Origin of the sequence: Pseudoalteromonas sp. MMG022 (assembly GCF_021654245.1) — a bacterium.
Classification (GTDB): domain Bacteria; phylum Pseudomonadota; class Gammaproteobacteria; order Enterobacterales; family Alteromonadaceae; genus Pseudoalteromonas; species Pseudoalteromonas amylolytica.
Window position 1 is genome coordinate 214696 of the sequence record NZ_JAKFZQ010000003.1, and the last position, 22723, is coordinate 237418.

At 43.6% G+C, this 22723-nt stretch carries 23 protein-coding genes; 21 read left to right on the forward strand and 2 right to left on the reverse strand.

What is annotated here, in order from left to right; translation table 11 throughout:
* The first annotated feature begins 28 nt into the window (after window positions 1-28).
* The 21 genes from L1070_RS04195 to L1070_RS04295 all read left to right on the forward strand — a co-directional run bounded on the left by L1070_RS04195 (window position 29) and on the right by L1070_RS04295 (window position 19944).
* Window positions 29-2065, forward strand: coding sequence for a flagellar hook-length control protein FliK (locus L1070_RS04195; RefSeq protein WP_237124602.1), 2037 nt, complete (start codon window positions 29-31; stop codon window positions 2063-2065).
* A 57-nt stretch (window positions 2066-2122) separates the two neighbouring features.
* Window positions 2123-2644 (forward strand): flagellar basal body-associated protein FliL, encoded by a 522-nt coding sequence (gene fliL, locus L1070_RS04200; RefSeq protein WP_070984524.1) that lies wholly within the window; start codon window positions 2123-2125, stop codon window positions 2642-2644.
* Between the two features lie 8 nt (window positions 2645-2652).
* On the forward strand, window positions 2653-3744 hold the full coding sequence (fliM, locus tag L1070_RS04205; protein WP_070984530.1) for a flagellar motor switch protein FliM: 1092 nt from the start codon (window positions 2653-2655) through the stop codon (window positions 3742-3744).
* A gap of 28 nt (window positions 3745-3772) precedes the next feature.
* Window positions 3773-4174, forward strand: coding sequence for a flagellar motor switch protein FliN (gene fliN, locus L1070_RS04210; protein WP_070984533.1), 402 nt, complete (start codon window positions 3773-3775; stop codon window positions 4172-4174).
* Between the two features lie 35 nt (window positions 4175-4209).
* Window positions 4210-4572 (forward strand): flagellar biosynthetic protein FliO, encoded by a 363-nt coding sequence (fliO, locus tag L1070_RS04215; RefSeq protein ID WP_070985574.1) that lies wholly within the window; start codon window positions 4210-4212, stop codon window positions 4570-4572.
* Window positions 4565-5305: a flagellar type III secretion system pore protein FliP gene (gene fliP, locus L1070_RS04220; RefSeq protein ID WP_070984535.1), complete on the forward strand. Its 741-nt coding sequence runs from the start codon at window positions 4565-4567 to the stop codon at window positions 5303-5305. Before fliO ends, fliP begins: the two co-directional genes overlap by 8 nt.
* Before the next feature lies 1 nt (window position 5306).
* Complete coding sequence (fliQ, locus tag L1070_RS04225) at window positions 5307-5576, forward strand: flagellar biosynthesis protein FliQ (protein WP_070984537.1); 270 nt, start codon at window positions 5307-5309, stop codon at window positions 5574-5576.
* Window positions 5577-5578: 2 nt separating this feature from the next.
* On the forward strand, window positions 5579-6358 hold the full coding sequence (gene fliR, locus L1070_RS04230; protein ID WP_070984538.1) for a flagellar biosynthetic protein FliR: 780 nt from the start codon (window positions 5579-5581) through the stop codon (window positions 6356-6358).
* A gap of 3 nt (window positions 6359-6361) precedes the next feature.
* Window positions 6362-7492, forward strand: coding sequence for a flagellar biosynthesis protein FlhB (gene flhB / locus L1070_RS04235; RefSeq protein ID WP_070984540.1), 1131 nt, complete (start codon window positions 6362-6364; stop codon window positions 7490-7492).
* A gap of 64 nt (window positions 7493-7556) precedes the next feature.
* Window positions 7557-9653 (forward strand): flagellar biosynthesis protein FlhA, encoded by a 2097-nt coding sequence (flhA, locus tag L1070_RS04240; protein ID WP_237124603.1) that lies wholly within the window; start codon window positions 7557-7559, stop codon window positions 9651-9653.
* Window positions 9654-9674: 21 nt separating this feature from the next.
* Window positions 9675-11147 carry a flagellar biosynthesis protein FlhF gene (flhF, locus tag L1070_RS04245; protein WP_070984545.1) on the forward strand — a complete coding sequence of 491 codons (1473 nt, stop codon included), beginning with the start codon at window positions 9675-9677 and terminating at the stop codon, window positions 11145-11147.
* On the forward strand, window positions 11140-12000 hold the full coding sequence (locus L1070_RS04250; RefSeq protein WP_070984548.1) for a MinD/ParA family protein: 861 nt from the start codon (window positions 11140-11142) through the stop codon (window positions 11998-12000). The genes flhF and L1070_RS04250 overlap by 8 nt, the downstream gene beginning before the upstream one ends.
* A gap of 2 nt (window positions 12001-12002) precedes the next feature.
* Entirely contained in the window at window positions 12003-12737 is a 735-nt protein-coding gene (locus L1070_RS04255; RefSeq protein WP_237124604.1) for an RNA polymerase sigma factor FliA, read from the forward strand.
* 39 nt (window positions 12738-12776) lie between these two features.
* Window positions 12777-13160: a chemotaxis response regulator CheY gene (gene cheY / locus L1070_RS04260; RefSeq protein ID WP_070984550.1), complete on the forward strand. Its 384-nt coding sequence runs from the start codon at window positions 12777-12779 to the stop codon at window positions 13158-13160.
* A 20-nt stretch (window positions 13161-13180) separates the two neighbouring features.
* Window positions 13181-13963, forward strand: coding sequence for a protein phosphatase CheZ (locus L1070_RS04265; protein ID WP_070984552.1), 783 nt, complete (start codon window positions 13181-13183; stop codon window positions 13961-13963).
* Between the two features lie 13 nt (window positions 13964-13976).
* Window positions 13977-16172 (forward strand): chemotaxis protein CheA, encoded by a 2196-nt coding sequence (locus L1070_RS04270; RefSeq protein ID WP_237124605.1) that lies wholly within the window; start codon window positions 13977-13979, stop codon window positions 16170-16172.
* A 76-nt stretch (window positions 16173-16248) separates the two neighbouring features.
* Window positions 16249-17382, forward strand: coding sequence for a chemotaxis response regulator protein-glutamate methylesterase (locus tag L1070_RS04275; RefSeq protein ID WP_070984554.1), 1134 nt, complete (start codon window positions 16249-16251; stop codon window positions 17380-17382).
* Window positions 17383-17446: 64 nt separating this feature from the next.
* Window positions 17447-18214, forward strand: coding sequence for a ParA family protein (locus L1070_RS04280; protein ID WP_070984556.1), 768 nt, complete (start codon window positions 17447-17449; stop codon window positions 18212-18214).
* Between the two features lie 11 nt (window positions 18215-18225).
* Window positions 18226-18996 (forward strand): chemotaxis protein CheW, encoded by a 771-nt coding sequence (locus L1070_RS04285; protein ID WP_070984557.1) that lies wholly within the window; start codon window positions 18226-18228, stop codon window positions 18994-18996.
* Between the two features lie 24 nt (window positions 18997-19020).
* Window positions 19021-19518, forward strand: a complete 498-nt coding sequence (locus tag L1070_RS04290) for a chemotaxis protein CheW (protein WP_070984558.1) — start codon at window positions 19021-19023, stop codon at window positions 19516-19518.
* Window positions 19519-19605: 87 nt separating this feature from the next.
* Window positions 19606-19944: a DUF2802 domain-containing protein gene (locus L1070_RS04295; RefSeq protein ID WP_237124606.1), complete on the forward strand. Its 339-nt coding sequence runs from the start codon at window positions 19606-19608 to the stop codon at window positions 19942-19944.
* On the opposite strand, the gene L1070_RS04300 is transcribed toward L1070_RS04295, so the two are convergent.
* Together L1070_RS04300 and L1070_RS04305 are read right to left on the reverse strand one after the other, a co-directional pair.
* Window positions 19945-20241 (reverse strand): EscU/YscU/HrcU family type III secretion system export apparatus switch protein, encoded by a 297-nt coding sequence (locus L1070_RS04300; RefSeq protein WP_237124607.1) that lies wholly within the window; start codon window positions 20239-20241, stop codon window positions 19945-19947.
* 9 nt (window positions 20242-20250) lie between these two features.
* A complete protein-coding gene (locus L1070_RS04305; protein WP_237124608.1) occupies window positions 20251-22677 on the reverse strand; it encodes a flagellar hook-length control protein FliK in 2427 nt (808 codons plus the stop codon).
* Window positions 22678-22723 lie beyond the last annotated feature (46 nt).

Below are 22723 nucleotides of genomic sequence, written 5' to 3' on the forward strand. Positions count from 1 at the left end.
GTTAATTGCCGCTTTGGCAGGTAAAAATATGCTTAATGTAACTATTAATAACTCAGTTAAAACTAGCGTGGATGCTGGTGCTGCGGAATATACGAATACTCAAGAAGATAGCGCGAGTGAAGAGCTGAGCTTTTTGGCAACTTTCACACAGTTGCGCGATGCCGATACCAGGCAACACGGTGGCAATTCTGACACCAGTAAAGAGACAGACAGCTCAGCCATTACGCATGATGAGCAGCAGGTAGAGACCGAGCATAAAACGGGAGCTAAGCCCCTATCAGAAAATGAATTAGATACAGATCAAACTGACGATGGCGAGCATGATGGAGAGGTGGTATCTGAATCATCGGAAACTGATAGAGCAGTGAATGTGCTTGCTGACTCTGAGCAAGCAAATAACCAGAAAAACCAGCGTTCAGCTGATGATCTCCTTGCTCAAATAAATGCTGCCAATCAGCAAAAAACAGCTGTGACTCAATATCAGGCTGAGAAGCCCGACGCGCAAGCACAGTTGACTGCAAAAACAACGAATGATGCGTTGAAGTCAGGGCTACAAATCAGCAAACCTGACGTTAAACCTCAGTTAGCTGAAGAACCTGTTGATAAAATTGTTATTCCCCCTGGGTTTCGAGTAATGTCCGAAGGTGAGAAAAGTGCTGAGCATCAAGGCAGCTCTCAATCCACTGAAGGTAAAGGAAGCACTCTTTCTGAGCTGGCAGAATCAAAAGCGAAGCAAAACCCAACTGGTGAATTAGCATCACAAAAACAGAGCTTAACTGATGGGCAAGAAAAAGTCAGTGAGCCTGCTGTGAAACCAGAAAAACCGTTGTTACAAGAGCACATAGAGGCGACCGATGATGTAGAGCAAGTCACTGCACAGCTAAAAGAGCAAAGTACTACGACTAAAATAATGCCAACAACGGTGCAAGAACACACTAGCTTGGCTGAGCACAAACAAAACACTCCAAACCTTAAGAAAAGTGAATTAGCGCAAGAGGTCAGTGATATAGCTAAGCAAATCGGTGCCAAAGTTACTCAAGACGGTAGCGGTCGAGAAATTCAAGTTCCAGCAGAGCTTAAAGCAACACTAGAGCAGCAATTAGCACTATTGTCACCTAAAGAAAGAAGCGCCCTACAGCAGGGGCTACAGCAACTTAGTAATCAAGGCAAAGCATCCCCGCTAGTTGAACAAGCGTTACAGCAATTAAAAGAGCTTGACGAAGGCCTGATGGCGGTGACGAAACAAGCAGTTCGTAGCGAAGTTACGGTTGCTGCGAGTGCTGCCATGGCAAATAAGCAAAGTTACTCTTACAACAGTACCAAAGTCGATAAAGATATGATAAAGCAAGACATGAAAGAGTCGCTCAAGGCCATGAACTCAGTTGATGGAGGAAATTTTAATTCTGACATTAAGCGAGAAGCATTGAGCGCGGTACAGTTGGCTCAAGTGATGCCAACCCCTCAGGTTGAACAGCTCTTTAAAGCGATTGTAACACCTGCTCAGACCAACCCGCTATCTTCGCAATTTAGCGAACTAGCCCAGTATTTTGAACAGTTGGATGCTGCGCCTCAGAGCACACAAACGCAACAGCTCAACGCTACCTCTCACAAAGTACAAGTTGATGCGCAAATGCTACAAGCGGTAAATATTGCTCGTAATGATGCTGCAAAAATTTTGCAAGAAAAAGTGTCAATGATGCTGAATCTTAACAATCAAGAAGCTGAAATCAGACTTGACCCACGTGAGCTTGGTAGTATGCAGATCAGAATACGTACTGATGCAGAGCAAGCACAGGTAAACTTTGTGGTACAAAATCAGCAAGCGAAAGACTTGCTTGAGCAATCTATGCCAAAACTCAGAGAAATGTTAGCTGAACAAGGCATTGAGTTGGGGCAAAGTAATATTGAGCAAGGCGGTGAAGGGCAGCAGGAACAAATGTTGGGTTCAAATGAGCAGGGCCAAGCACATTCAACGTCAGCAGAACAATCCGAGCAGGATGAAAACATGACATCACGTGCAAACGGTGCTCTAAACGATGGTTCTTCAATAGATTATTACGCCTAACTACTGCTATTATATAGAAATAGACCGTGAGCTAATTGGCTTTTATAAGGATTAACAATGGCAGAAGATACCGACTTAGAAATAGAAGAAGCGGGTGGCAATAAGAAAAAGATTATCATCATTGCGGCCGTTGCAGTAGTGGTATTGGTTGCAGCTGGTATTTGGTTTCTGACCTCTTCGGAAGATGCGCCAGTTGAGACGTTGGCAGAAGAAGAAACAGCCCAGCAAGTGACAGCCAGTTCATCGTCGGCAAAAACAGGTAGCGCGCTTTATGTCGCTATGCCAAGGCCATTTGTATTTAACGTGCCAGGGGCAAGTAGAGACCGCATTGTGCAAATTAAAGTGCAGTTACTGGTGCGTGGAGATATCAACGAAGAAATTGCTAAGAAGCATATTCCTTTGATAGAAGGCACGTTGTTGAGCGTCTTTTCGACAACGACAGCGGATGAACTAAGTACAAGTGCAGGGAAAGAATCATTACGTTTGTCAGCAGTGGACAAAGTACAAGAAGCAATGGAAGGGGTTGAGGGCAGTAAAGTCATTGAACGTGTACTATTCACCGGCTTTGTAATGCAGTGAGGTCTTAAGTGAGTGATTTATTATCCCAAGACGAAATTGATGCGCTACTTCATGGTGTTGATGATGTCGAAGAGGAAGAAATAAGCGAAGGTGATGACGGGGAGTCAACGGCGTTACAGTATGACTTTTCATCACAGGACCGCATTGTTCGTGGTCGTATGCCGACCCTTGAAATTGTTAACGAACGCTTTGCTCGCCATATGCGCATTAGCCTGTTCAATATGATGCGTCGCACAGCCGAAGTATCAATTAATGGCGTACAAATGCTAAAGTTTGGTGAGTATATTCATACCTTATTTGTTCCAACTAGCTTAAATATGGTGCGCTTTAGACCGTTAAAGGGAACTGGCCTGATCACCATGGAAGCGCGCCTAGTGTTCATTCTGGTAGATAACTTCTTTGGTGGGGATGGTCGCTATCATGCAAAAATTGAAGGTCGCGAATTTACGCCTACCGAACGCCGAATAGTGCAAATGCTGTTAAAAATAATCTTCGAAGATTATAAAGAGGCTTGGGCTCCCGTGATGGATGTTTCGTTTGAGTACCTTGACTCTGAGGTTAACCCAGCGATGGCAAATATCGTGAGTCCTACAGAGGTTGTGGTAATCAGCTCTTTCCATATTGAGCTTGATGGTGGTGGGGGGGACTTTCATATTTCACTTCCTTACTCAATGCTGGAACCGATCCGTGAACTGTTAGACGCTGGTGTACAGTCGGATACTGAAGATACTGATTTGCGTTGGAGTAAAGCTTTACGCGATGAAATTATGGATGTGGAAGTTGAGCTATCGACGCAATTACTTGAGATAGATTTGACCCTAGAGCAAATTATGGGGTTAAAAGCGGGTGATGTTATTCCTGTAGAAATGCCGGAATATATCACTGTATTTATCGAAGAGTTGCCCACATTCAGAGCGAAGATGGGGCGTTCAAGAGATAATGTCGCATTACAAATTAGCGAAAAAATTAAACGTCCAGAATCCGTTAAATCTGAACTACATGTGTTCACAAAAGGTGGCAAGAAGCTTGACTCAGATGCTGAGCTTGCGGAGTTGGAAGAAGACTTACATCTTTCAGAAGGTGTGGACTTAGATTGGTAAGAATTGATTATATAAAGGTTTTGATAGTATGAGCGATGATCAAGATACAATGGACGAATGGGCGGCAGCACTCGCCGAGGCAGAAGAAAATGAAAATGTCTCCAGCGAGCCTGAGGTGGCTGAGCTGGATGAACTAAAAGACACGAATGCCAACCTATCTCCAGACGAAAAACGCAAGTTAGATACAATTTTAGATATCCCTGTTACTATCTCAATGGAAGTGGGACGTTCTAAAATTAATATTCGTAACTTACTACAGCTCAACCAGGGTTCGGTTGTTGAGCTTGACCGAGTAGCGGGTGAGCCGTTAGATGTGCTGGTTAATGGTACGCTAATAGCGCATGGTGAAGTTGTTGTCGTAAATGATAAGTTTGGTATACGTCTAACTGACGTAATTAGCCAAGTCGAGCGTATCAAGAAGCTACGATGAAAATATTTACCAGTATATTTTTGCTTGTGGCCGCCATGCCAGTTATAGCAAAACAGGAAATGACAGGCTTAAGTACAGAGCTTTTGTCTATGGGCTTGTCATTGATGCTGGTTGTAGCATTAATTATCGGGTTAGGGCTATTAGTTAAAAAGTTCAATCCTAACTTGGGTAATAACAAAGACTTCAAGGTGATACGAAGCCTACCATTGGGTACTAAAGAACGCCTGATGGTGGTAGAAATAGACAATAAACAACATTTGCTGGGGGTAACGCCCCATAGCATAAATTATTTATATCAATTAGAGCAGCCCCTTGAAGAGGCGCAGGTGCCAGCATTTGCAAAAGAGCTTGGGCGATTTGTAGGTAGACAAAATAACAAGAATAGTTCTTATGATTAAATTTTTAATAGCGCTTATCGGCCTAGGTTTTTTACCTTTCGCTGGCGCTGAAGGCATTGATGCACTGAGTGTTACTACAAACCCAGATGGCTCGCAAGAGTACTCAGTAACGTTACAAGTGCTTGCCATTATGACTGCGCTGAGTTTCATTCCGGCAGCAGTGATAATGATGACCTCATTCACACGTATCATTGTGGTTTTAGCCATTTTAAGGCAAGCAATTGGCCTTCAACAGTCACCTTCAAACCAAATTTTATTAGGTATGTCTTTGTTTTTAACGTTTTTTATTATGGCTCCCATATTCAGCCAAATAAATGACAGAGCTGTTCAACCTTACTTGAATGAGCAACTGACATCACTGCAAGCATTAGAACAGGCAAAAGAACCACTAAAAGCGTTTATGCTCTCTCAAACGCGTATTAAAGATTTGGAGACGTTTGCCAAGATAGCTGGGTATGACAAATTAGATAAGCCAGAAGACACTCCCTTTGTGGTGATCATACCTGCATTTGTGACCAGTGAGTTGCAAACAGCCTTCATTATTGGCTTTATGTTTTTTATACCATTTTTGATCGTTGATTTGGTGGTCGCCAGTGTATTAATGGCAATGGGTATGATGATGTTGTCACCCATGATTGTTTCTTTACCATTTAAGATCATGCTATTCGTATTGGTCGATGGCTGGGGGTTAGTGATGGGTACGTTGGCCCGTAGTTTTGGTCTAGGGGTGTAATATGGAACCCGAAGTATTTGTCGATATACTCAGCGACTCACTGTTTTTGGTCATAAAACTGGTTGCGGCAATTGTACTTCCCGGATTAATGATTGGTTTGGTAGTTGCTGTATTTCAGGCTGCAACCTCAATCAACGAACAAACTTTGAGTTTCTTGCCCCGTTTGATAGTTACTATTCTTGCATTGATAGTTGGAGGTCACTGGTTTACCCAAGAACTCATGGACTTCTTCACGAGTCTTGTGATGCGGATCCCTGAAATAGCAGGTTAGTGATGGAATTTCCAATTGCAATTGTCATGCAGTGGCTAAGTGACTTGTTACTGCCTCTGGTGCGGATCAGCTCAATGGTCATGGTTATGGCCGGCTTGGGAGCGCAAACAGTACCCACAAGAATTAAATTGGCCTTGTCTGTTGTCGTAACTTTTGCGGTTATGCCTGCACTTCCAAAGGCTGAATTTGTTCAGCTGTTCTCTTTTTCAATGTTACTAGTGGTAATCCAACAGATGATCATCGGCATTGCCATTGGTTTTGCGTCACTGTTGCTACTCAATACGTTTATCATTGCTGGACAAATTCTGGCAATGCAAACGGGTCTGGGATTCGCTTCAGTTGTTGACCCTGCGAATGGCTTGAGTGTACCTGCAGTGGGGCAGTTTTATCTTATCTTGGCAACTTTGCTATTCTTTGTTTTTAATGGTCATTTGATGATGATGAATATGATCATTTTTAGCTTTGAAACTTTTCCCATTAACGGTCAGTGGTGGCTGGTAGATAACTACTGGCAGATTGTTAATTGGGGGGGGTGGATGTTTACGACCGCGCTGGCGCTTTCGCTGGCTCCTCTTACTGCAATGTTAGTGATTAATATATCATTTGGCATAATGACACGTGCGGCACCACAAATGAATATCTTCTCTGTGGGCTTTGCATTCACACTCGTAGCAGGTTTAACCATTATTTGGGCCACCCTGGGTAATTTTGTTGTGCAGTTTGAATTTCAATGGCTAAAAATGACAGAACTGATGTGTAACTTAATAGGTTGTACGGTTTAGCATATGGCAGAAGATTCTGGTCAAGAACGCACGGAAGAGCCCACCGAGAAGAAAATTAGTGAGGCTCGAAAAAAAGGGCAGGTTGCTCGCTCTAAAGAGTTGGGAACAACTTTTGTGCTGATCTTTTCAGCCATTGCTTTATTGTTGTATGGGCCAGCGATAGGTAAAGGTTTGTATAACATCATGGGCCGCGCACTGAACCTAAATCGCAACGAAAGCTACGATACCACCAAAATGTTTGCAGTATGGGAAAGTGTTTTTTCTGAACTTTTTTTTCCAATGGCGATGTTTGTTTTAATCATTGTTATTGCGGGAGTGGTGGGTAATACCTTGCTGGGAGGGTTTAATTTCAGTTGGCAGGCCGCAGCACCAAAAGCGAGTAAGATGTCACCCATGAAGGGTCTTAAACGAATGTTAGGGCCACAAGCCGCTGTCGAGCTTGTAAAGTCAATACTCAAATTTGTGTTGGTGGCTGGCAGCGCGATTTTCCTGATCAGCGCTTTCTTTTATGAAATTCTTCACCTGAGCATAGAAGTTATGCCGAGCAGTGTGATCCACGCGTTGGAGATTTTAGCGTGGATGTTTTTAGGCTTAAGCTGCACCTTAGTGGTTATCTCAGCGATCGATGCCCCATACCAAAGCTACAACCACCACAAACAATTAAAAATGACACTGCAGGAGGTGAAAGATGAATATAAGAATTCTGAAGGTGATCCACAGATAAAAGCTAGAATTAGGCGCACGCAGCGAGAAATGTCGCAGCGACGCATGATGCAAGATGTACCCGACGCGGATGTGGTGGTCACTAACCCAACACATTATTCTGTTGCGCTTAAATATGATACGGAAAAAGCAGGTGCGCCAATGGTTGTTGCAAAAGGGGTGGATGAAATTGCCATGCAGATTCGAAAAGTCGCGATTGGTAATGAAGTACCCATTGTTGAATCGCCTGCGCTGACGCGCTCGTTATACCACACCACTGAAATAGGACAGCAAATTCCAGATCAGCTATTCACCGCAGTGGCACAAGTGTTGGCCTATGTATTTCAGTTAAAGCGCTTCAATAAAGGCCGAGGACGTCGCCCTACGTCACTCAGCAAAGACTTACCTATCCCTGATGACTTAAAACATTAGACCTAATAATTGGCTCGTAACTTGCTTTATCTGCATAGTGTCAATATTTTGCAGTTGTTAAGTTATGGAATTTAAAGCGGTTTTAGCACAGCTCAACAAAGATAAAAAAGAATACGCCAAAGGTGTTGGTACACCGTTGCTGGTATTGGCGGCTTTGGGGATGGTGATACTACCCCTACCACCTTTTTTGCTGGATATTCTATTTTCTTTCAACATTGCATTAGCTTTAGTGGTGTTATTGGTGACGGTATACACCATGAAGCCGCTTGAATTTGGTATGTTTCCTGCCGTTTTACTCATTGCGACTATCATGCGTCTGGCCTTGAATGTTGCCAGTACTCGGGTAGTACTATTGGAAGGTCACAACGGCGGTGATGCCGCGGGTAAAGTGATTGAAGCATTTGGGTCAGTTGTAATTGGGGGCAACTACGCTGTCGGTCTAGTGGTGTTCCTGATCTTAATCATTATCAACTTCGTGGTTATTACCAAGGGTGCGGGGCGTATATCTGAAGTTTCAGCACGTTTCACATTAGATGCTATGCCAGGTAAGCAGATGGCGATTGACGCCGATTTGAATGCGGGTTTTATCAGTGCTGATGAAGCCAGAGCAAGACGTGAAGAAGTGACACGCGAAGCCGATTTTTATGGTTCAATGGATGGTGCCAGTAAATTTGTAAAAGGGGATGCGATAGCAGGTATTGTGATTCTTGCTATTAACATTATTGGCGGTTTGTTTGTTGGTATGATCCAACATGATTTGCCTTTTAGCCGTGCAATGGAAGTGTACACATTGCTAACGATTGGTGATGGCTTGGTTGCCCAGCTTCCTTCACTGTTGCTATCTATTGGTACTGCGATTGTTGTTACCCGTCAAAATGAATCCCATAACATGGGTGATCAATTCAAAACGCAATTAGGAAACGAAAAATCCTTATTTATCGCTTCAGGTATTTTAATTGTTATGGGTCTCGTACCGGGAATGCCTCACTTTGCATTCTTGAGCTTAGGCGCATTACTCGGGTATTTGGCTTACTTTACCCAAAAACAGAAAAAAGATGCGGCGCAAAATGCCGCCGAAGAAGAAGCCAAGGGTACTGCTGTGGCTAATAAACAAGAGCAAAAAGAACTTGGCTGGGATGATGTGCAACCTGTTGATGTGATTGGCTTAGAAGTGGGTTATCGCTTAATCCCACTTGTGGACCAGTCACAAGGTGGGGAGCTATTGAACCGCATTAAGGGTGTACGTAAAAAGCTATCTCAAGAGTTGGGTTTCTTAGTACCACCGGTACATATTCGCGACAATTTAGAACTAGATCCAAATGCTTACAACATTACCTTAATGGGTGTGGGTTCTGGTGAAGGGGAGCTCAAGCATGGCGATGAGCTCGCTATTAATCCGGGTCAGGTATTCGGTCCAATTAAAGGTATTGAAACAAAAGACCCTGCGTTTGGTCTAGACGCAGTGTGGATCAAGCCAGAACAAAAAGACGAAGCACATTCGTTAGGCTATACCGTAGTGGATGCAGCCACTGTCGTTGCGACCCATATTAGTCAGTTGCTGACAAATAATGCTGCTTTGCTGTTAGGTCATGAAGAAGTACAGAACTTATTAGACATGCTTGCTAAGAGCCATCCACGCTTAGTCGAAGGCTTAGTGCCTGACGTGTTACCACTTACAACTGTGGTAAAAGTTCTACAAAATCTACTTAACGAAGGCGTTGCAATTAGAGATATGCGTTCGATTGTACAAACGCTTGTTGAGTATGGACCACGTAGCCAAGACCCAGATGTACTAACGGCTGCGGTAAGAATTTCGCTACGCAGACTTATCGTTCAAGATGCCGTTGGTAATGCTGATGAAATCCCTGTCATAACATTGGCACCTGAGTTGGAACAGATGTTGCATCAGTCACTTCAGAACGCAGGTGATGAAGGGGCAGGTATCGAACCAGGCCTTGCAGAGCGGCTTCAAAACTCTTTGAGAGAAGCGCATCAAACGCAAGAAATGCTAGGTGACCCGTCCATTTTATTAACCTCAGGTATGTTAAGAAGTGTGCTTTCAAGATTTGTTAAACATACGATCCCCGGCCTTCGTGTGATGTCATATCAAGAAGTGCCAGATGAAAGACAAATTAAGATTGTGAGCTCAGTTGGACAGTAATAGGATTTAAGGGGTTGTAACATGAAGATCAAACGTTTTTTTGCCAAAGATATGCGAACAGCACTAAAAGAAGTGAAAGAAGAGCTTGGTGTAGATGCTGTAATTATGTCGAATAAGAAATTGGCCGATGGCGTCGAGATTGTCGCTGCAATTGATAATGATCGCGCACCAGCAACGCCTAAGCCGAGTGTACAAGAAGCGCCTCAGCAACAGCCTCCTCGCTCTACTGCGCCTCGTTTTGTGCGTCCAGAGCCTCAGCAAGCACGTCCAGAGCCACAAGCGCAAGTGGCAGACAGCTTAGAGGCGCTATTAGAGCGTCAAGCACCGCGCCCTCGTTCGCCACAGCTTGCCTCAATGTTTTCACAATCTGGTATTGATACCGAGCAAGTGTTCAAATCTCGTCAGCAACAAGCTGAGATACATAACCCTAACTATGAACAAGAGCGTTTTCAGCAGCCCAAACCTAGTCACAGTACACCAGCACAAACATCAAACTGGCAGTTTGATGATGAACTAGAATCTGGCTTTGGTGATGACATGGAGCACAGCGACCCTAAACATGATGAAATGTCATCCATGCGTGAAGAAATGAATGCCATTCGTCAACTTCTTGAACATCAAGTTTCTGGCCTAATGAAGCAAGAGATGGCGCGTCGCGACCCGACTCGTGCATGCTTAATTGACCGCCTACAAGGAATGGGTATTGACGCTGATGTAGCTGAACAAATGGCGTGTTTTATTCCAGATGATGTATCCCGCAAAGAAGCTTGGAATGCGTTACTTAACATGGTTGTAAACCAGATGCATACGACCAATAACGACATTCTTCGCCAAGGTGGAGTGTTTGCTTTTGTAGGACCTACAGGGGTTGGCAAAACGACTACTGTTGCCAAACTAGCAGCGTTAGGCGCACAGAAATTTGGTGCTGACAAAGTAGCTCTAATTACAACCGATACGTATCGTATTGGTGCATATGAGCAGCTCTCTACATATGGTCGAATTATCGGCTGTCCAGTGAAGCAAGTAAAAGATGCGAATGAACTGGCTGAAGTGTTGTACCACTTGCGCAATAAGCGACTAGTATTAATAGATACAGCTGGAATGAGCCAAAGAGATTTGCGTTTAACCGAACAGTTGAATACTTTAATGCGTAGCACTCGCGTTGACATTCGTAGTTATTTAGTATTAAGTGCGACTTCACAAATGCACGTGTTACAAGAGACGGTTCGCCATTTCCAAAAAGTGAACTTAACTGGCTGTATTTTTACTAAACTTGATGAGTGTCTAAGTTTGGGTGAGATTATTAGTATAGCGATTCAAAATCGTTTACCAATAGGGTATCTTACCAATGGACAGCGAGTTCCAGAAGATATTCGCGTAGCAAATGCACAAAAGCTAGTCAAAAAGGCTGAGCAATTGTATTTAAAAAGAATAAAAGCACAACATTCGAGACCTGTACCAGTAGCGTCTCAGACAGTAGGAATGTATGATTAACACAGTATTAGATCAAGCAAGTGGCCTGCGTAAAATGAGTCAAAATAGTAATCACGGTGTTAAGGTTATAGCGGTAACGGGCGGTAAAGGCGGAGTGGGTAAAACCAATGTATCTTTGAATACCGCAATTGCGCTGGGCCAGCAAGGAAACCGGGTATTGGTACTCGATGCCGACTTGGGGTTGGCAAACTGTGATGTGATGTTGGGTTTAAGAGTCGAAAAGAATTTGTCACACGTTTTGTCGGGCGAATGCGAATTAGACGAAATATTGGTAGAAGGTCCTGCTGGTATAAAAATCGTTCCTGCAACATCGGGCTCACAAAACATGGTGGAGTTGACGCCTGCTGAACATGCTGGCTTAATTCGCGCATTTAGTGAACTCAATACTGAGTTTGATATCTTAATTGTCGATACTGCCGCAGGTATTTCCGATATGGTATTAAGCTTTTCTCGTGCTGCACAGGATGTCGTAGTGGTGGTGTGTGATGAGCCAACATCTATTACTGATGCCTATGCACTAATAAAAGTATTAAGCCGTGAGCATGGCGTTTATAGATTTAAAATTGTGGCTAACATGGTGCGTAGTTTACGAGAAGGACAGGAATTGTTTGCTAAACTGTCTAAGGTAACAGACAGGTTTTTAGATGTGGCTCTAGAACTTGTTGCAACGATCCCGTTTGATGAAAATATGCGGAAGTCTTCAAGACGTCAAAAAACCATCGTAGAACTCTTCCCTAACTCACCAGCAGCAGTTGCATTTAGAGGTCTAGCTAGCAAGGCCGTGAAATGGCCCATTCCACATCAACCGTCAGGGCATCTTGAGTTTTTTATTGAACAACTTGTCAATGGGTAACTATGGCATCATCGGTGAGTAAAGCGATGGGGTATCAAACATCAGAACATCTACATAAGGTGGTAGAGAGACATGCGCCACTTGTAAAAAAAGTGGCATGTCACTTATTGGCTCGGCTGCCTGCTAATATTTTGCTAGATGATTTGATGCAATCTGGCATGATTGGTCTGATTGAAGCAACCAAGAACTTTGATGCCTCAAAGGGAGCAAGTTTCGAGACTTTTGCTGGCATTCGCATTCGTGGCGCTATGCTGGATGAAATTCGTCGAGGCGACTGGGCACCTCGTTCAGTGCACCGTAAAAGCCGCATGGTTGCAGAAGCTATTGCTGAACTTGAATCCCTCCTCAATCGAGAACCAAAAGATACTGAAATAGCTGAAAAACTTGCTATTACTCTGGATGAGTACCATCATATTCTACATGATGTAAATACCAGTAAAGTTATAGGTATTGAGGACTTAGGTGTAGATGAAGACGTCATTTCGCCTGCAGACAATGATTTATCGCTAGACAAACCATTTAATAACGTTAAAAATGAACGCTTTAACGAATCGTTGGTGGCAGCGATAAAATCTTTGCCAGAAAGAGACGCCCTAGTGTTGTCGCTTTATTACAACGATGAAATGAATTTAAAAGAAATCGGCCAGATACTAGATGTAAGTGAATCTCGTGTTAGCCAAATTCATGGGCAGGCAATGATAAGGCTTCGTGCCAAGATCAATGACTGGGTAAATTAGAGTAAAAAATAATAGGTTCAAACCTCACTGGAGGATGTTTTGGATAAAAACATGAAAATTCTCGTGGTTGATGATTTTTCTACAATGAGGAGAATAATCAAAAACCTGCTAAGAGATTTAGGCTTTACCAATGTACAAGAAGCTGACGATGGCAGTACTGCGCTTCCAATGCTACAAAATCAAGACTTTGATTTTGTGGTAACTGATTGGAATATGCCTGGTATGCAAGGGATAGATCTGCTGCGCGCGATTAGAGCAGATGAGAATCTTAAGCATATCCCAGTGTTGATGGTAACAGCGGAAGCAAAGAAAGAACAAATCGTAGCGGCTGCCCAAGCTGGGGTTAATGGTTATATCGTTAAGCCTTTTACAGCAGGAACACTGAAAACTAAGTTAGAAAAAGTGTTTGAACGTTTAGGCTAATTAATAAGAAGGAGAGGCTAATGTCAACGCCTTCTGTGCCTCAGATCAGCCTTGAGCAGGCAAAGCAGCTAGTTGCTTATTTGGAACAAGGTGAACAAGAAAAGGCAGATCAATTAATTTTGGAAGCTGCCAACAAAGAGCAATCAGAGTTGTTTGCTGAGGTGGGTAAATTAACTCGCCAACTGCATGAATCTTTGAAAAACTTTGAACTCGACACGCGTCTTGCTGATTTGACGACTGATGCCATCCCCGATGCTAAACAACGTTTAAACTATGTCATGGAAATGACAGAAAATGCCGCCAACAAAACCATGGATGCAGTTGAGGCGAGTCTTCCGTTAGCCCAAGAGCTAGCAGATGACTTATCGAATATTAAACCAACTTGGGACCGCCTTATGCGGCGTGACATTCAGCTAGGAGAGTTTAAGTCTTTATGTCACGATTTAGACAAGTTTATGCAGGGGTCACAAACACGTACAGATGAATTACAAAGTTTGATGACAAATGTATTAATGGCTCAAGACTATCAAGATTTGACAGGGCAAGTTATTCGTCGGGTTATAGAGCTAGTTAGAGAAGTCGAAGATAGCCTAATTAATTTATTAACCGTTTTTGGCACCACGGACGAGCTACCGAGCAAGAAGAAAGGTTCTGAAGCTCAGGTCGCTGCGAAAAGTGAGGTTGATATTGACGTAAATGAAATTTCAGGGCCAGAAGGTCCCATTATTGATGCTGAAGCGCGAGATGATGTTGTTTCAGGTCAAGATGAAGTGGATGATTTACTGTCAAGTTTAGGCTTCTAATAGGAGAGTATGCATGAGCTTTGAGGTCGATGAAGATATCTTACAAGACTTTCTCGTTGAAGCTGGAGAGATCCTTGAGTTACTGTCTGAACAGCTCGTAGAGTTAGAAAATAACCCTGAAGACAAAGAGCTGCTTAACGCAATTTTCCGTGGTTTTCACACAGTTAAAGGTGGTGCTGGATTTTTAAGTATGACCGAACTGGTTGATGCCTGTCATGGTGCTGAAAATGTGTTCGATGTGCTACGCCAAGGGCAACGCAAAGTTACATCAGAATTAATGGATGTCATTTTGCAATCCCTCGATACGATTAATGAAATGTTCGCGCATATTCAAAATCGAGAGCAACCTGAACCTGCCGACCCTGCACTACTTGAAACACTTCATCAACTTAGCAAGCCGCAAACAGAAGACGAAGTCATTGATATTCCACAACAAGAAGTTATAGCTGAACAACCCTCAACCGAAGATGTCGGCACTGATGATATTTTCTTCGATCTGGATGCGGATGTCACTGAGTCGAACCAAGGTGACGGTAGCATCGATGAAATCACTGAAGATGAGTTTGAAAGCTTACTGGATGAGTTACATGGAGCGGGTAATGGCCCCGCAAAAGTGAGTGAAACGGCAACCAGTGATGAAACAGACAGTGACGGTGACATTACTGACGATGAATTTGATAGCCTGTTAGACGAGTTACATGGTGTTGGCAGCTTTGGTGAAATTAGTAAGTCACAACCGGCTCCCGCTGCTGCAGCAAGCGAACCTGAGACTCAGTCGACAAGCAATAGCGATGATGAAATTAATGACGACGAATTTGAAGCGTTATTAGATGAGCTTCATGGGAAAGGAACTGCGCCGCGTTCAGTTGAAAATGCAGCACCTCCGCCTGCAGCCCCTAAAGTTGAGCAACCTAAGGAACCAGAAAAGCCAGCGCAACCTGTGAAACCAGCGGCTTCTCAACCTACAGCGCCAGCGGCGAAGAGCGCTCCTGCTCCTGCTGCTGAAAATAAAGCAGCTGCGAAAAAAGCGCCAGCAGCTCAAGCTGAAACCACAGTTCGCGTAGATACCAAGCGGCTTGATCAAATAATGAACATGGTGGGTGAGCTGGTATTAGTACGTAATCGTTTAGTGAGTTTGGCAAATAATACCAACAGCGAAGCGATGGGCAAGGCCATTTCAAATTTAGATGTGGTGACGGCTGACTTGCAAGGCGCGGTAATGAAAACGCGCATGCAGCCGATTAAAAAAGTATTTGGTCGTTTCCCACGAGTTGTTAGAGACTTAGCTAGAAGCCTGAAAAAAGATATAAACTTGGTATTGGAAGGTGAAGACACCGATTTAGATAAAAACTTGGTAGAAGCACTGGCAGACCCGCTTGTTCACCTTGTGCGTAATTCTGTCGATCACGGCATCGAAATGCCTAGCGTACGTGAAGCCGCGGGTAAATCACGTACAGGTACTGTGACGTTGTCTGCATCTCAAGAGGGGGATCATATCTTGCTAACCATTCGCGATGATGGTGCGGGTATGGACCCTGAAAAGCTCAAGAAGATAGCAATTAGTAAGGGCGTGATAGATTCGGACCAAGCTAGTCGGTTATCGGACACTGAGGCATACAACTTAATCTTCGCGCCGGGCTTTTCAACCAAAGAAGAAATATCTGATATTTCAGGCCGTGGTGTGGGCATGGATGTGGTAAAAACTAAAATCACCCAACTCAATGGCTCAGTTAATATCCAATCTGAGTTAGGAGTGGGTACTATTTTAGAAATAAAAGTACCGCTGACCTTAGCTATTTTACCAACACTCATGGTCATTGTAGGCGAGCAAACATTTGCGTTGCCGCTTGCCGGTGTTAGTGAAATTTTCCACTTAGACTTAACCAAGACGAATATTGTTGACGGACAGTTGACGATAATCGTACGTGAAAAAGCGATTCCGTTATTTTATCTGGAACATTGGCTAGTTAAAGGTGCTGACAGAACAACCCGTAAAGCGCACGGACACGTAGTTATAGTACAAATAGGAACTAAGCAAGTTGGTTTCGTTGTTGATTCTTTGATAGGCCAAGAAGAAGTTGTAATTAAACCTCTTGATGCTCTTTTACAGGGCACACCTGGTATGGCTGGGGCAACTATTACATCGGATGGTGGTATTGCTTTGATCTTAGATGTGCCGAATATGCTCAAGCATTATGCGGGCAAGTAGAGTTTCTAAATAAGAGTTAGACACAGTGGTGCCTTGCGCACCACTTTTTAGATCTGAATATTTAATGAGCGTGCCAATGGCAGTTAAAGTGTTAGTAGTTGATGACTCAAGTTTTTTTCGCCGTAGAGTGAGCGAAATTCTTGAGCTAGATAGTGATATCAAGGTGATTGATTTTGCCGTTAATGGTAAGGAAGCTGTTGAAAAAGCCGCGCAGTTAAAGCCTGACGTGATCACCATGGATGTGGAAATGCCGGTATTGGATGGTATTAGTGCTGTAAAACAGATTATGGCCTCCAATCCTACACCAATCCTAATGTTTTCGTCTTTGACTAGGGAAGGGGCAAGTGCCACTCTAGATGCTTTAGATGCAGGGGCATTGGATTTTCTACCAAAGAAGTTTGAAGATATTGCTCGCAATAGCGAAGAAGCAATAAAGTCTTTACAGAATAAAGTAAAAGAGATTGGTCGCCGCCGCTTACCTCGATTTGTCAGTCCCTTTGCTACAAGGCAAGCGAGTAAGCCTGCCACGAGTCAAGAGCTTGATAGCAATACCAGTATTAGTCAGCCGGATAGAACGTTTCAGCGTGCTGCGCCCGTAAGTGGTTCTAGTGCTTCACTTAAGGCGTCGGGCAAGAAGTATCAGGTTGTTGCAATTGGTACATCAACAGGTGGTCCTGTTGCATTACAGACTATTTTAACGCAGCTACCAAGCAACTTTCCTCATCCGATATTGCTGATCCAACACATGCCTGCTGCGTTTACGCCCGCATTCGCCAGCCGTTTGAACAGCTTGTGTAAAATAAGAGTCAAAGAAGCACAGCAGGGCGATCGTCTAGAGCCTGGCGTTGCCTATTTAGCGCCGGGTGGCCAGCAAATGATGGTTGAAGCGAGGGGGTCTAGTAAGACGCTCCGCGTTTTTGAAGACGATAGCCCACGTATCACCTATAAGCCAAGTGTTGATGTAACATTTGCCAGTGCTGCTAAGGCATATCATGGCGATGTATTGGCAATCGTCCTAACGGGAATGGGGGCCGATGGGCGTGATGGTGCACGTATGCTCAAACAAGTGGGGGCAACTATTTGGGCTCAAGACGAAAAAACCTGTGTTGTGTATGGAATGCCGCAAGCTGTTGCTAATGCTGGCCTTGCATCTGAGCATATCGCTTTACCAGAGGTTGCTGCAAGGCTAAACAAAGAGGTTGGGTGTTAGCTGTAGATGCCAGTAAGCAAATAACAACAAAAATAAGCGCAAAACTTGGAGAATGCATTAGCTCGTGAAGATCTGGACAGTAGCAAACCAAAAAGGGGGCGTAGGGAAAACGACCACTACAGTGAGCTTGGGGGGAATTTTAGCACTCCAAGGTAAGCGTGTGTTGTTGATAGATACTGATCCTCACGCGTCTTTGACTTATTACTTCGGTATTGACTCGGAAGAGTTAGAGATAAGCGTCTACGACATTTTTGCTCGTGGAAGCGCTATGCAAAGTGAAGAAATTTTACAGGCATTGTGTCCCTCAACAATTGAAAATTTGGATATCTTGCCTGCGACGATGGCCATCGCAACACTAGATAGAAGTATGGGAAATCGCGCAGGAATGGGTTTGGTACTCAAAAAAGCGTTAGATAAAATTAAAGACCATTACGACTACGCTATTATTGATTGCCCGCCTGTACTTGGTGTACTTATGGTTAATGCGTTGGCAGCAAGCGAGCGAATATTAATTCCCGTTCAGACTGAATTTCTTGCGCTCAAAGGGCTGGATAGAATGATGCGCACTATGGAATTAATGCAAAGTTCGCAATCCAAGAAATATCAATATACCATAGTACCTACAATGTACGATAAGCGGACCAAAGCTTCACTGGAGGCATACAAAAGCCTGTTAGCCAGTTACAAAGAGTATGTATGGCCTGGGGTTGTTCCCGTGGACACCAAGTTCCGAGATGCAAGTTTGGCGCAGCAGGTCCCAGTTTCATACTGTCCAAAGTCCCGAGGAGTGTTTGCTTATCGGGCGTTACTTGATTATTTATTGCAGGTTTAATAGAGGTAGTAATGAGTAAACATTTGTTTGCTAATGAAAAAGTTATGAAGCAATATTTAGGAGCGCTTCTTAGTGAAGAAGAGCCTGAAGACACTTCGTTGCTGCCTGTTGCTAAATTACTTGAGCAAGTTCCGCTTGTGTCAGAAGCTGAGCCTGAAGCACAAGTCGAGCAACTCAAAAGTGAGCCGCTAGTTGAACCAAAAGTACAACCAAAGCCAGTACAGGAAATCCCTGAAGAACAAACGAAAGATCTTGAGATAACAGAAAATAATACTATTATCAAAGAATCGACTGAAATAAAAAATCAACCAGTTAGCGCAAAAGAGGCGTATGGTGAGCAAGAGTTTCAGGCGCTATTTTTCGAAGTTGCAGGCCTCACATTGGCTGTGCCATTGAAATCGCTAGGTGGTATTCACCAGTTGGGCGAAGTAAATCAGTTATTCGGTAAGCCTAAGTGGTTTAAAGGCGTGATGTTAAATCGCGATGAAAAACTCAATGTGGTTGATACTGCGCGTTGGGTGATGCCGGAAAAGTATACGCCCGAGCTGGAAGAAAGCCTAGATTATCAGTATTTAATCACATTGGGTGATAGCCCTTGGGGGTTGTTAGCTGAAAACTTGGTAAATAATATTACATTGCGACCAGATGATGTGAAGTGGCGCACAGGCAATGGCAAAAGACCATGGTTGGCAGGCGTAATTAAAGAAAAAATGTGCGCGTTAATTGATGTAGAGAATTTAAACCGCTTGCTTGAGCAAGGCCTCGATAGTCGAGAGCAGTAAACAAGATCTTTTTGGAGTTAAACCATGAGCCAAGATAGACTACTTTCCGCAGACAAAAATGCCGATAGTAACGATGAAGTTCTTCAATGGGTGACCTATAAACTCGAAGATGAAACATACGGCATAAATGTAATGCAGGTACAGGAGGTATTGCGCTATACAGAGATTGCTCCAGTTCCCGGTGCACCGGCGTATGTGTTGGGTATCATTAATCTGCGAGGTAATGTTGTAACAGTTATAGACACTCGAGCACGTTTTGGATTGGTCAGTGCTGAGGTGACAGATAACTCTCGCATCGTGATCATAGAAGCTGAAAAGCAAGTTATCGGTATTTTGGTTGATAGTGTTGCTGAAGTTGTCTACTTACGCAGTTCTGAGATTGATAGTGCGCCGAATATTGGAACGGAAGAGAGCGCTAAGTTTATTCAAGGTGTTTCGAACCGTGAAGGTGAGCTTCTTATTCTTGTAGATTTGAATAAACTACTCAGTGATGATGAGTGGGACGAGTTGAGTCATTTATAAACTGTGGAAGTAGTAAATAATAACTTTGTATTGCTCCTATTGTTAGCCTCAAGCTTACTAACCTTTGTATGCTTGGGGTTGATTTTTATGTTGAGTAAACGTTTAGGGGGCGCTCACCAACAAGTGCATTCCCTTAAACAAATAATAAAGGACAATCACGATCAAACCTCAATCTTGAGAAGCGAAATAGCTGAGGTGCGTAGCAGTTTGATGAGTATTGGTAAGCGTTTAGTTGCATGTGAAAACCACGCAAAAGAACTCGCTCAGCAACAGGCTGCTCAAAAGTATGATGATCCAGATGCAAAAATCTACTCTCGTGCCGTTAAGATGATTGAACTTGGGGCAGGCTTGGAAGAAATTATGCGTGAGTGTGAGATCCCCAGAGCTGAAGCTGAGCTATTAATGTCGTTACATCAAAAATCTTGATCAGGCCTTAATATCCAGCTTGTTGCTAAAGCCTTGCCACCCAGGTGGAAACTTCCCCCTTAACACATATGAAAAGGCGATGAGCTCGGCTATAACATAGTAGAGCTCCTTAGGTATTTCTTGGTGAAGGTCTAACTGTTCCAAGGTTTTTGCCAGTTCAGCATCTTCATGGATCATGATGCCTTTTTCTTTTGCAAGTGCGATAATTTCTTCAGCAAGTTCACCAAACCCTTTACAGGCTACATGCGGTGAACTACCTGCTTCATATAATAAACCTATGGCTGTTTTTTGCTCCACTATCGACTCCTATACTTTAATGTTAACGATCGCATGTTGCTCGTAAAAGGTGTGTGTTTGCTGAGCATCTTCACTGAGCGTTATTTCATTTACCTGTAAACCATGGGCACATAGTTTTCGTCGCAATGCATCTAAATGTGGTTCGGCCAACGCGCAAACCTGCTGAGTGTTGGCGACCAATTGGCAATCAAGTGCCTTATCCATTAGCTCTGCTTGCGCACTCAGTTTACCAAGGTGAGCATAGTCAAAATTAAGGCGTACAAACCATACTGTTTTTTCAGGCATTTTGGCTTTAGCAGGCTTCTTATATTTGCCTATTTGCAGCTCTGTTTGTTTGCACTCGCTGGGTAGTTTCATCGGCATAAAAAGACTGAGTAACAACTGAGTTTCACTATCGACCTTTTGGCTAGTAGGCGTGATTTGTACGCTATTGGTCAGCGTATTTTGTACCTGTGCTAAGTCATTTAATAGTGTGTTATTTAGTTGCTGTAAATGAGGCAGTACCTGTTTTGTTGCAATATTCTTGGCATTGGGCACTAGGGTTTCTAGTAATGCGCCCAGACGTTGAGCTTGATCTATATTGTCGGGCAAAGACTGTGGTGAAGTTGCACGAGGCGACGCCAGAAGTGTCACCAGTAATTTATCAAGAGCCTGTGTAAAGCTATTCGCACCCATGAACGTCTGTGTTTGTGAGTGTTGACTAACCATTCCCGGCACTAAACTGTTTAGTTCAGCCATTACATGGTTCGCTGAAATATTATTGGCATCTATCATACGACTAAAGGCTTGATGGACAAGCTTGGTCATATCCACTGATTGTGAGTCTTTATATTGACTTAGCTGTGCTACTTTTTCGGTTGTAATTTGACTATTTAGCAGTGAAGCAGTTTGCTTAGCAGGTTGAGCTACTAACTTTAACAAAGGTTCTAACAACTTGCGCTCAATAGGGTGGCTCGCTTGATAATCACTTCTAGGTAAGGGTAACAGAGAAGTGCTATGAGCACCTGCCGTTACTTTTTGGCTTTGCTCTGGGGTTTTAAGTAGCTGGGTAGATGATTTTAATGTGTCGGTGATTAAGTTACGTTGGTCCATTTTCATTTTTGCGCTGCTAAATGGCGGAGCCACTGCACTTGTAGCAGACACATTTTTGTCCAGTGCCAGATTCGCATTTTGAGGTGTACTTGATCGGCCACTGTTTGCATCTTGCTGACTCACCAAACTGCTTGTGTTTTGGCCCGTTGTATTTCCTGTGCTTTGCAGCACACTTTTTATCTGTGCAAACAGTTTTACTATGGGCGGTAGCACATCAGTTTGCGGTGGGCTAAGCATAAGTGGAGTTGCAGAAAGCTTGGGCAAAGAATTTATTTGGTTTGGTTGTGCATTTTGTACAGTGTTCGCCTGCGATGCGCTAACTGTACCTGCGGATGGTGAACTATTGCTTGTTTGCTTAAATGGTTTTGACAGCCACTGGGTAATTGCTTGCTCGACAGCCTTTTTTATATCGTTAATGGTGATGTTAATAAGTGGCTTGTCGTAGCCAAGGTTTAGGCCGCTTTGTACCGTCTCAGGCATACGCTGTGGTGTAATATGCGGGCTGACCTGAGCAAACTTGCCTTTGATCGGCTGTTTTAAGTCTAAGTGTTGCAGATCACTGAGGGTCTTAATTTGTATTCCCATTGTGGTGGCTTTGAGCTGTGCTTGTTGCCACTGTGGCGTGCCAACACCTGGCGGTGGGCTTTGCAAATTGCTCATAGGTAACGTAATCGCTTTGAGTGTGGGCGAAAACTTGACTTGTAACGCATGTTTATCAACGAGTAAAAGCGGACTTTTTCCGAGTGTAGCCAGTTGCTCCGACACTTTTTGCTTTGCCAGTACACTAGAAAACAGCTGATCGGCAAAGCCGTTCATCAGTTTCAACTGGATTTTATTCTCACTTGCTTGTAGCTGAGCAATCAGCTTGCTCTCTTGAGTTAATATCTTGGCAAGGGACGGGTCTAATGCGAGTTTAAGTCCTAGCTTGTCTAATACAAGCTGTGGGTTGTTACCAGCTGTGACATGAGCGCTGGTTGTTAAACTGGATTCAGGTGTGCCGCTTTTCATCAAGGTTAAAAGTGATAACAGTTGGTTGGCGGCTTTTATATTAACAGTTTGTTCGGGTGATTTAATGGTGAGAGATTGACCGTTTTCACCTAAAGTAACCACAGCTTCGTTTAATCTTAATGTTGGCTGGTTATTATCTTTTACAGCTAAGCGGATAGTTTGCCAGCGGCCATCAATTTCTACTTCCATTTGTAGTGCATCCGGTTTGATCACGACATTTCGTGCCACAAACTGACTGGCTTGTTTCGTTAGGTCAATATTTGCACGCCCTTCGTTTAAAGCTGAGCTTGTATCAGATGTGTTCGAATATTGAATAGAAATCGGTGGCTTATTCATTATTTTAAATCAAATTTTCGCTAATCGGTCGCAACGCGTTATTCGT